The organism is Enterococcus sp. AZ171, from assembly GCF_051714005.1.
Lineage (GTDB): Bacteria > Bacillota > Bacilli > Lactobacillales > Enterococcaceae > Enterococcus_B > Enterococcus_B pernyi.
Window position 1 is genome coordinate 2,989,836 of sequence record NZ_JBIORA010000001.1, and the last position, 10,165, is coordinate 3,000,000.

General features: G+C 36.6%; 7 protein-coding genes (1 of these 7 running past the window's edge). 1 reads left to right on the plus strand and 6 read right to left on the minus strand.

Annotated elements, in window-relative coordinates; translation table 11 throughout:
* Positions 1–15: 15 nt before the first annotated feature.
* Together IGJ49_RS14295 and IGJ49_RS14300 are read right to left on the minus strand one after the other, a co-directional pair.
* Positions 16–222 (minus strand): hypothetical protein, encoded by a 207-nt coding sequence (locus IGJ49_RS14295; RefSeq protein ID WP_438723928.1) that lies wholly within the window; start codon positions 220–222, stop codon positions 16–18.
* 287 nt (positions 223–509) lie between these two features.
* Complete coding sequence (locus IGJ49_RS14300) at positions 510–1,931, minus strand: helix-turn-helix domain-containing protein (RefSeq protein ID WP_023520580.1); 1,422 nt, start codon at positions 1,929–1,931, stop codon at positions 510–512.
* 394 nt (positions 1,932–2,325) lie between these two features.
* Between IGJ49_RS14300 and IGJ49_RS14305 the strand changes: the two genes are divergently transcribed.
* Positions 2,326–3,756: a helix-turn-helix domain-containing protein gene (locus IGJ49_RS14305; RefSeq protein ID WP_438723931.1), complete on the plus strand. Its 1,431-nt coding sequence runs from the start codon at positions 2,326–2,328 to the stop codon at positions 3,754–3,756.
* 82 nt (positions 3,757–3,838) lie between these two features.
* On the opposite strand, the gene gor is transcribed toward IGJ49_RS14305, so the two are convergent.
* The 4 genes from gor to IGJ49_RS14325 all read right to left on the minus strand — a co-directional run.
* A complete protein-coding gene (gene gor, locus IGJ49_RS14310) occupies positions 3,839–5,185 on the minus strand; it encodes a glutathione-disulfide reductase (protein WP_349521400.1) in 1,347 nt (448 codons plus the stop codon).
* A gap of 145 nt (positions 5,186–5,330) precedes the next feature.
* Complete coding sequence (locus IGJ49_RS14315) at positions 5,331–6,572, minus strand: peptidase U32 family protein (protein ID WP_023520582.1); 1,242 nt, start codon at positions 6,570–6,572, stop codon at positions 5,331–5,333.
* An 18-nt stretch (positions 6,573–6,590) separates the two neighbouring features.
* Positions 6,591–7,514, minus strand: coding sequence for a peptidase U32 family protein (locus IGJ49_RS14320; RefSeq protein WP_023520583.1), 924 nt, complete (start codon positions 7,512–7,514; stop codon positions 6,591–6,593).
* 238 nt (positions 7,515–7,752) lie between these two features.
* Positions 7,753–10,165 carry the 3' portion of an ATP-dependent Clp protease ATP-binding subunit gene (locus IGJ49_RS14325; protein ID WP_438723934.1) on the minus strand. Its footprint extends 62 nt past the window's final position, so only the last 2,413 of its 2,475 coding nucleotides appear in the window; the start codon falls outside the window, past its right edge — the gene reads right to left on this strand; it ends in the stop codon at positions 7,753–7,755.

Genomic DNA, 10,165 nt, shown 5'->3' on the forward strand with positions numbered 1-10,165 from the left:
CTCTTTTCCTTTGTATTATCTCGAGTGTCCTGTCGTTAGAGATTGGCCAGAATAGGTACGCAGCCGAGTCGTTTGTTGTTGGGCTTGTGATACTCGCGTATTCAATCGACTCTCTTGCGATATGCTTGAACGGATAGACGTACGATCTAAGTTATTTCCTCTTTGCTGTGAAGCTACTTCACGTGAACGTGTAAGCGCCTTTTTTGTGCCCTTTTTTCCCATCCCTTTCTAACCATTTTTCCAATGAACTTTCCAAGTGCTTTGGTGACTACCCAAAGTATTTTAAATATCAAAGATAATGCCTTGAATGCTATACTGTATACCCCAATCAGTAAAAATATTGCTAACTTATTCAACGAATTTTCCAGCTCACTTTCTCATAAAATGCCTATCCTATCCAACACCAACTAGCGATTGCTTTAAGCATACCTGAATTTCGACTACCACTACTATCTATTTTTTCAAAATTGATAAAAAGATGAAAAAAACGTTCAACAAAACGATTTCTGTTAAGAAGAATAGAGACACTGCTCAAAATTATTCCAAAAAATCGAAGTAGGAACTTTAGAGATTTTCAAAATTTCGGACGTGATCCGATCAAAATTTAAGGATAGATCAGTCAAGATCAAATCGTATTGATTAATTAATTGGTAATCAATAGAAAAAACGTCCTTCTCATAGATATCAATATTTTTTAAAAATGGATGCTTATGTAAAATCAAATTTTTATATAAAAGAGATAAGCCAATTTCTTGAGAACTTAATAATAAAATCGACTTCTCTTGTATTTTGGGTTCAATCATCCGTAACAAATCATTGGAAAAAATGATTAATTCGAGTAATAATTCTTTATGCAATAGTTCGCTTTGCTCAACAAAATTTAATTGCGCAATTTGCAAAGATTTTTGATAGGCTTGCCAGATCTTAGGGTTGTTCTCCATCATTTTTTTATAGAATATATCTGCATAGCTTACTTTAAAAATGGCTAATTCTTTATAAAAATTGATAAAATCAAAAAAATATTCGATTTCCGTAGTGTTGATCGACATGTCAATCGCTAATAGACTGTAAAAGCTTTGAAGAAACTTTTCAATATTCTGCTCTAATCTCTGATCACGATGTTGGACCTCTGTAAACATTAGACCAAAATAGGAAGTGAGAATATTAGAAACATTTTTTTGTGTGACGTTGAATTTATATTTTTGACTCATTAACGTACAAAAAACTGTATCACTTTGGATAATCTCCAAGATGGTACCCACGATTTGCTCATTGTGGATCAATTCTTTCTCAGGAATAAGATGTTTATTACCAATTCGAATAATCGAAGAATAAATATAATACACCGAATACATCACTTTTGGTGTACTAACCGTCCTTTTTTGTGCCTTCAAACAACGTCTGAGCATCTGATAAATCGTATCGAAATAAGGAAATTCTTTTACTTTATAAATTTCCTTGAACATACTAGCAAATAAACGTCGAATCTCGATTTCATTTCCAGTGATCGTTAGTTTGTTCTCTAAATTAATTTGGACATTGATTTTTTCTTTCAAGAAATATGTATTGATTTTGGCGACGATCCTGCGGATACTCGTTTTACTTAAAAATAATTTTGTCGCAATCTCAGAAAGAGAAGGTTCTGTAATGAATATGTACTTTAAAATTTTCACATTTGTTGAATTATTAAGTATCCTGACAAATATATCATCTAAATTCAATTTCTTTGGTATCGAAAGCGATACCTCTTTGTACTGATTAGTTTCAATACGAGCGGGAAAACAAGCTGTATTGAAACTATCGATATCTGCTACAATCGTTTTATCTGTAATACTCAATTCTTTGGCTAGATTACTAATATTCGATGACTCAATATTTAGCAAATAAAGCAATGAGATTTGTCTCTCTAATTGTTTCTCAAGTACACCCATAGTCAACAAGCTCCTTTCTTTTAAAAAACCTATAATGTATCGTACAGCTTTTTCGATAATTTCTTAATATTAGTTTTTCTGTTTTATAAAAAACATGTTCAATGCTCACATTGCTCGGATGTTATAGTTAAGGATTTGTAAGTGAAACAAACATGTATCAGAAAATTTTACTTTTGCGTGTGTCAATTGACTACTTCTAGTTATTCAGATTATCATATGTTGTTTTTTTAAATAATACTTATTAAATAAAGAAGGCAATTTCACTTTTAAATAACCACCGATTATAATAAAAAGAAAAATTCGAATAATTAGAAAAGTATGATAAAATAATGTTTATAACATGGATAAAGGATGTGAAAAAACAGATTTTCTATTTTTAGAAGATCTGAAAAGTATGATAAAACGAACAAATATGCTTGAAAAGACTTCTGAAAGGCAGATCAAACTAGCTTTACTCTTAGGCATGGCCGCTATTGACTGTTCGACTTTAGCAGAACAACTTGGGGTAACAAAAAAAACATTATTGACCGATATTGCGTTTTTTAACCATACATATGCACCAGTTTGCATCAACACCGATAAATATCAAGTGGCTTCTTTACTATTACCACCAGAAATCAATTTGGAAGATTTAATCAAACAAATACTCAATCAATCAACGAATGTACAAATGCTACAGATGATTTTTGAAGTAGAGCCAACGTTATCTAAATTAGCAAATAAATTATATTTAAGTGAAACAAGTATTCGTCGGATCATTGCAAATATCAATACTTACTTCTGCGAGATCAATGCGCCATTATCCATACATATCTCCTCAAAACTCAAAATCATTGGGGATGAAAGTTACATTAGGCAATTCTTCTGTAGTATGTTTCGTGAGCAATATACGCCACAGCAATTGCCCCATTTTTATCACATATTCGATGTGTTACAACGTTACTATAAAAAGCAAGCAACACATCAAACAATTAGTACATATAAAGTGATTATAAATAGTTTTTATCTTTACACAGCAATCATTCGGATCGGACAAGGCCATTTGATCTCAGAAAATAAAGGAAATCCAATCAATGATCCTTCTTTTTTTGAAATAATAAAAAATAATACAGTGTTTTGTTCAATCATTGAAAAAGAATACGGTTTTAATGTGACAACCACAACTGTCTCAAATCTATTAGACAAAAAAATCTATTTCCCTTGTGTTCAGTCAGCACCTAGTAGTCAGGGGGAATATCAACGGATTCGACAATTTTCAGAGTACTTTTATCGTTCATTATCTCAAGACTTCTCTTTGAATCAAGAAGGTATTCAGAAATTGAGTGAGTTGATCAATTACAATAAAAACCGACAATTCTTTAAAACAACATATCTACAGATTTTATTTGAAATCCTATTTACGCATTCGCCTCAGATACTAAAAGCATATAATCAAGCCATTGACCATGCTGGATTAATGATGATCAAACGGAATCAATTACTCTATGAAGAGTTACTATTAGAATTGATTTCATTATCACCTGCTTTACTGACGACCGTTTTTCCTTACAAGAAGAAGGTGTCTATCTTGATTGTTTCTTATCAGGAAGAAAGAACACTTGCACTGTATAAGCAACTGTTATTCAAAAAAATCCCTGCGATTCATAGGATCCATACATATACTGATAACATTTTTCAAGTAAACTACGACACAGTCAATCAATATGATTTAGTTTTAACAGACATCGAACTGAACCAAGCTAAAACGAAAGCTAAAATGATCAAAATTTCTAAAATACCAACAACCTCATTTTGGAATAACATTGAAACAGTTCTTTATACATAGTTTTATCTGCATAAATCAGAAAAAGCAGACGGAATATACGTCTGCTTTTTCTATATGGGTATTTCCGCAACTTACTAACGACTTAACGCATTGTAACAAATTCTTCTGCGCCTGTTGGATGGATGGCTACTGTATTGTCAAAATCTGCTTTGGTTGCTCCCATTTTGATCGCTACTGCAAAACCTTGTAACATTTCATCGACACCTACACCGATGGCATGCAGCCCAACAATTTTTTCTTCTTCACCCACACAGATCAATTTCATTTCACATTTTTGTCGATAATCGTTTAAAGCAAAATACATTGGCGTGAATCGTGAACGATAGATTTTCAATTGTCCTTCACCGTATGTCGTCAACGCTTGCTCTTCGGTCAATCCGATGGTCGCAATCGGTGGATGAGTAAAGACGACTGTTGGAACTAAATCATAGTCTAAATAAGAATTTTCTTTGCCATTGAACAGTCGCTCAGACAAACGACGACCTGCAGCAATCGCTACTGGCGTCAAGTCGATTTTACCAATGACATCACCAATAGCATAAATATGTGAATCGGTTGTATTTTGGAATTTATCCACTTTGATAAATCCTTTTTCATCTAATTCAACGTTCGTTTTTTCGATGCCTAATGCATCTGTATTCGGTACACGTCCGCCAGCAAATAACACACACTCTGCCATTAGTGTTTCCCCATTTTCAAAGGTAACGGTGTAGACATTCCCGTTCTTTGTTATTTCGCTAGCCGTAAAGTTTGCATAAGTGTGGATTCCTGCTTCTTGATACATCTCAATCAAGTTATCAGATAACATTTTATCAAACGTACGTAATGGACGTTCTTTACGATACGCCCACATCACTTCACTTCCCAAGCCATTTAACACACCTGAAAGTTCAGCTGCAATATAACCAGCACCTAATACGATCGTCGATTTTGGTAATTCTGCCAATGCAAAAAAGCCGTTTGAATCAATGGCATATTCTCCACCAGGAATCGTCATTTTGCTTGGCTTACCACCAGTTGCAATCAAAATATGATTCGCTTGATAGCTTTCACCGTTTACTTCGACGGTTTGACTATCGACAAAGCGAGCATATCCTTTGATTGCTTCAACGTTATTACTATCTAAGCCTCTTTGATAAGCGCCATGAAGGAAATCAATGTATTTCTCACGCTTCTCTACCAGTTCTTTAAAGTCAACATGTTTGACGTCTGCTTGGATACCATAGCTTGAAGCATCACGTTCGATCGTTTCTAAAATCGTACTTGCTTGCCACATGACTTTTTTTGGAACACATCCGACATTGACGCACGTGCCACCTAGTTCATTGCCTTCAATCAATAATACTTTCGCTCCATGCATACCGGCACGATTCGCTGAAGCAATGCCTCCAGATCCTCCGCCAATGACAATATAATCATATGTTTTCATCTTGTTCCTCCTTTTAGCAACTGATGCCACATCCTACCGCTTATTTTTCTATAAACTTTTTTATCATCTCTTACAAAAAATAAGTGTAACACGTTTCTAGTCATTCTGTTGACGAGATGCTCATTTCGCTTGATTGCTTAAAAAATTATTTTCTTTTTCTAATCATATCTCCAGGTTTAACTGGTTGTGTGACTGGCATGGTCAAAATCATCATAGGATTTGGTGCGCGATCAATGGATTCTCCTTCTTCATTGCGCATCACCTCAACCATTTGACTAAAGTGAGTAAATCCAGGCCCATAAAATTCGATTTCATCCCCTACAGAAAAGAGGTTTCTCTGACGGATTGTCGCTTGTTTCGTCTCCTCGTCATAAGATAAGACTTCTCCGACAAATTTATACACAGGGATCTTACGACGTTCACCAAATAATTGTTCATTTTCGCTAGGTGTATCGTAATAAAATCCTGTTGCTAGTTCTCGTTGAGCCACTTTCCATAACTCATCGATCCATTCTTGTTTGCAAACATAGTTTTCAGGATCTTCCATATAACTATCTACAGCTGCTTTATAAACATTTGCGACAGTTGATACATAATGGATCGACTTCATTCGACCTTCGATCTTAAAACTATCTACGCCATTTTCAATCAAGTCAGGAATATGTTCGATCATCGACATATCTACCGCACTCATCGAAAACTCTTCTTCAATCTCGCCAGCATCTGTCAAAGAGTTTCTCTCTTGTCCAAATGGCAAATCATACAATTCATATTTCCAACGACAAGATTGTGAACAGCCTCCACGATTGGCATCACGCATCGACATATGATTCGACAATGTACAACGTCCTGAATAAGAGATACACATTGCTCCATGAATAAATGCTTCAATCTCTACATCCGTATGTCGACGTATCTCAGCGACTTCTTCCATCGAAACTTCCCGAGCTAAAACTACACGTTCCAAGCCTTCTTCTTTCCAGAATTCCAATGTTTCATAGTTGGTAGCAGAAGCTTGAGTCGATAGATGGATAGGTAAGCCAGGGGCTTCTGTAGCACAGATCTCAATAAGTGCTGGATCAGAGACGATCACTGCGGAAATCCCCACATCGCGCAGGTTACGGAAAAATTCACCGGCTCCTTCATCATTTCCTTCATGTGTGACCATATTTGCTGCTACATACACTTTCGCTTGATGTTCTTTTGCGAATGCAACGCCTTCTGCCATTTCTTCATAGGTAAAGTTTCCTGCGCGACTACGTAACCCATAAGCATTACCACCAATATACACAGCATCTGCACCATAATGAATAGCTGTTTTTAGTTTTTCAAGCGTACCGGCTGGTGCTAAAACTTCCGGACGTTTTAATTTTCTTTTTGTTGTCATTTTATTTCACCATACTCCTTACTTGATAGATTCAGGATCAATATAAAAGAAACCTGTATCAAGTCCTCGATTCGTTGGATGTAATCCGTTGATCTTATTCGTCATTTCTTGTGCTAACGTTTCTGTCCATGTGTCTGCTAATAATGCTTTTTTTGCCTCAACAAATAATTTAGTGATCTCAACAAATGCTTCACCAGGCGTAAAAACGCCATCTAATTTCCAGGTACGGAAATGATGGGCATAAAGCTGTGGGAGTTCATTACTTAAATTGATGTCATTATTCGCAAAAATATGCGTACCATGTGAATCTTCATAAATCGAATAATGTGTATCTTCTTTTTTAGGTTCAGCGAGAAAGAGTCCTCTTTCACGATCTTTTTTTTCGTCCTGTTGCGTGTAGTTATAGTAATTTTGTAACAGTGGACGTTTCGATTGATGGATGCATGTAGCTCCATACACAAGTGTTTCTACAGGAATCTGTAACTTATTTTCCATTTCTTTCATCTCATCAAATGGCACTTCACGTGCTAAAACAGCAGAAATCGCCCCTTTTTTTGCCCAAAAATTGATTTGACGTGCACTCGTCACTAATGTTTCTGCATCAAAAACATAAGGGATACTCAACTCTGGATTTTTTCTCATTGTATAGATAATCCCAGTATCACCAACTGTGATCATGTCCACATTGATTTCTTTTAAAAATTGCAGATACTCTGGGACTTTTTTCATTTTTTCAGGATGAATGATCCCATTGACAGCTATATTTACTTTTTTACCGTAACGATGTGCCAGCGCAACTAATTCGCGTTGTTCTTCTCTTGTAAAAGAAGCTGGTAAGCGTAGACCGAAGCGTTCTTCCCCAAAATATAAGGTATCCACTCCTGCTTCAAGCAATTCTTCTGCTTGTTTCATTGATTCTATAGTAGTTATGATTTCGATCATCATTTCCTCCTCCTACAACTCCATAATAGTAGCACAGCTCTGAAAACTTTCCAATACTTCTTACATTTATTATTGATTGTAACGATACTGTAAAATAATTTCTGGCTTATCTATTGTTTCACCATTGATTTAGAAATAACTCCTTTAGAAAACCAAAAAACCCAAAAATTCAAATGATTTTTGGGTTTCTGGCTTGTCTATCAGAGCTAGCTATTTCTGTTGCGATCTCACTCTGTCATTATACTTTAACAGTTATTTTCTTAGGTTCGCGCACATTTACTGTGATTTTGCCCTTCGAAGCGCCAACAGTGATTTGATCGCCTAAATGGATTTCTCCTCCAAGCAAAGCTTCGCTCAAACGATCTTCTACTTCTTTTTGTAATGCCCGTCTTAGTGGTCGTGCACCATACTCTGGATCAAAACCGACTTTCCCAATCACATCAACTGCTGCTGGCGTGATTTTCACTAAGATATCTTGTTCTTTCAATCGTTTGACGATCGATTGGCTCATGATTTGAACAATCACATGGACTTCATCTTTTGTTAATGAATGGAAAACGACTGTCTCATCAATACGGTTCAAGAATTCAGGGCGGAAAGCTTTCTTCAGCTCTTCAAGTATCCGTTTTTGCATCGCTTGATGATCTTTAGTAATATCTTGGACGTTGAATCCAACATTTTTTTCCTCACGGATTTGAGTAGCGCCAATATTAGAAGTCATGATCATGATCGTATTTCTAAAGTCTACTTTTCTTCCTTTAGCATCTGTTAAATGACCGTCATCTAACACTTGTAATAATAAATTGAAGACATCTGGATGAGCTTTTTCCACTTCATCTAGCAAGATAACTGAGTAAGGTTTTTGACGAATTTTTTCCGTCAATTGTCCACCTTCATCATAACCCACATAGCCTGGAGGCGAACCGATCAAACGACTCGTACTATACTTCTCCATGAATTCAGACATGTCGACACGAATCAATGCGTCCTCTTCCCCAAACATTACTTCTGATAATGCTTTCGCCAATTCTGTTTTTCCGACTCCTGTTGGGCCTAAAAACATAAAGGAACCAATCGGGCGATTTGGATCTTTTAAGCCACTACGCGCCCGTCTGATCGCACGAGAAACAGCTTTGACCGCTTCATCTTGTCCAACAACACGTTCGTGAAGCAATGCTTCTAGTTCCAGTAATCGTTGACTTTCTTTCTTTTCTAACTGTTGCAATGGTACACCTGTCCACTCCGAAACAACTGTAGCTACATCTTCTTCAGTCACCCGATCCGCAAAGCCATTTTTATGTTTTGCTTCAATCGCTAAACGTTTTTCTAGTTTTTTCATTAAGCTTTTTTCTTGTCTACGTAAATGCGCAGCTGTTTCAAAATCTTGTTTTTGAATCGCCTGTTCTTTTTCTTTATTCACTTGATCGATCTCTTGTTTCAGTATCGTCGTTTCTGACAAATCGTCCGCTTGTTCCAATCGAACTTTCGCTGCCGATTCATCAATCAAGTCGATCGCTTTATCTGGTAACTGTCTGGAAGTGATATATCGAACAGAAAGATTGACTGCCGCTCGTACTGCTTCATCGGTGATCTCCACATGATGATGTTCCTCATAGCGTGAACGTAAACCACGTAAGATTTCTTCCGCTTCATCTGCTGTCGGTTCATCTACTTGGATACGTGCAAAGCGTCGCTCCAATGCCGAGTCTTTTTCAATGTATTTTTGGTATTCGTCTAATGTTGTCGCACCAATCGTCTGTAATTCTCCACGTGCTAACGCTGGTTTCAAAATATTCGATGCATCGATGGCACCTTCTGCGCCACCAGCACCAATCAATGTGTGTAATTCATCAATAAAGAGAATAACTTGACCATCATGATAAATTTCATCAATGACTTTTTTCATTCGATCTTCAAATTCTCCCCGATACTTCGTCCCAGCGACTAACGCCCCCATGTCTAACATCATCAGACGTTTTGCTTTCATCTCTTCAGGTACTTCACCTAAAATGATTTTTTGAGCCAATCCTTCTGCAATCGCAGTTTTACCGACCCCGGGTTCTCCAACTAAAACAGGGTTGTTTTTTGTTCGGCGACTAAGTATCTGGATCAACCGTTTGACTTCTCTTGAACGCCCTACGACTGGATCTAATCTGTTTTCTTTGGCTAACTTAGTTAAGTCTCTAGCTAATGAATCCAACGTAGGAGTACCTTGTGTCATTGCTCGCTTTTCTTGTGGATTTCGACGGCGAATACCACCGGTACTCGTGTCCGTACCCATCGTACGTTTCAATGACTGACGAACTTTGCTCAAACTGATTCCTAAGTTGATCATGATACGAGTAGCCATGATACTCTCATCTTTTAGTAGACTAAGTAAAATATGCTCAGTCCCCACTTTTTGTGCACCCATTTTATTTACTTCGCTATTTGCCAAAGCAAAAATTTGTTTCATTCGAGGAGAATAAGGGAGAAATACACCTTTTGCATAAGTTTTCACTGTACCATAACCGACTAAATGCTCGATTTCTTCATAAATATCTTTTTCATTCAATTTCATATCTCGTAATACTTTCCCAGCAATCCCGTTGGGTTCGATCACTAAAGCCAATAATATATGTTCTGAACTTACCGCTTGATGTTTGAAGCGT

What these genes read in the sequence shown, in the direction of transcription:
- IGJ49_RS14300 (WP_023520580.1), bottom strand. Translation starts at nt 1,931, where the DNA reads ATGGGTGTACTTGAGAAACAATTAGAGAGACAAATCTCATTGCTTTAT.
- IGJ49_RS14320 (WP_023520583.1), bottom strand. Translation starts at nt 7,514, where the DNA reads ATGATCGAAATCATAACTACTATAGAATCAATGAAACAAGCAGAAGAA.
- IGJ49_RS14315 (WP_023520582.1), bottom strand. Translation starts at nt 6,572, where the DNA reads ATGACAACAAAAAGAAAATTAAAACGTCCGGAAGTTTTAGCACCAGCC.
- IGJ49_RS14295 (WP_438723928.1), bottom strand. Translation starts at nt 222, where the DNA reads ATGGGAAAAAAGGGCACAAAAAAGGCGCTTACACGTTCACGTGAAGTA.
- IGJ49_RS14305 (WP_438723931.1), top strand. Translation starts at nt 2,326, where the DNA reads ATGATAAAACGAACAAATATGCTTGAAAAGACTTCTGAAAGGCAGATC.
- gor (WP_349521400.1), bottom strand. Translation starts at nt 5,185, where the DNA reads ATGAAAACATATGATTATATTGTCATTGGCGGAGGATCTGGAGGCATT.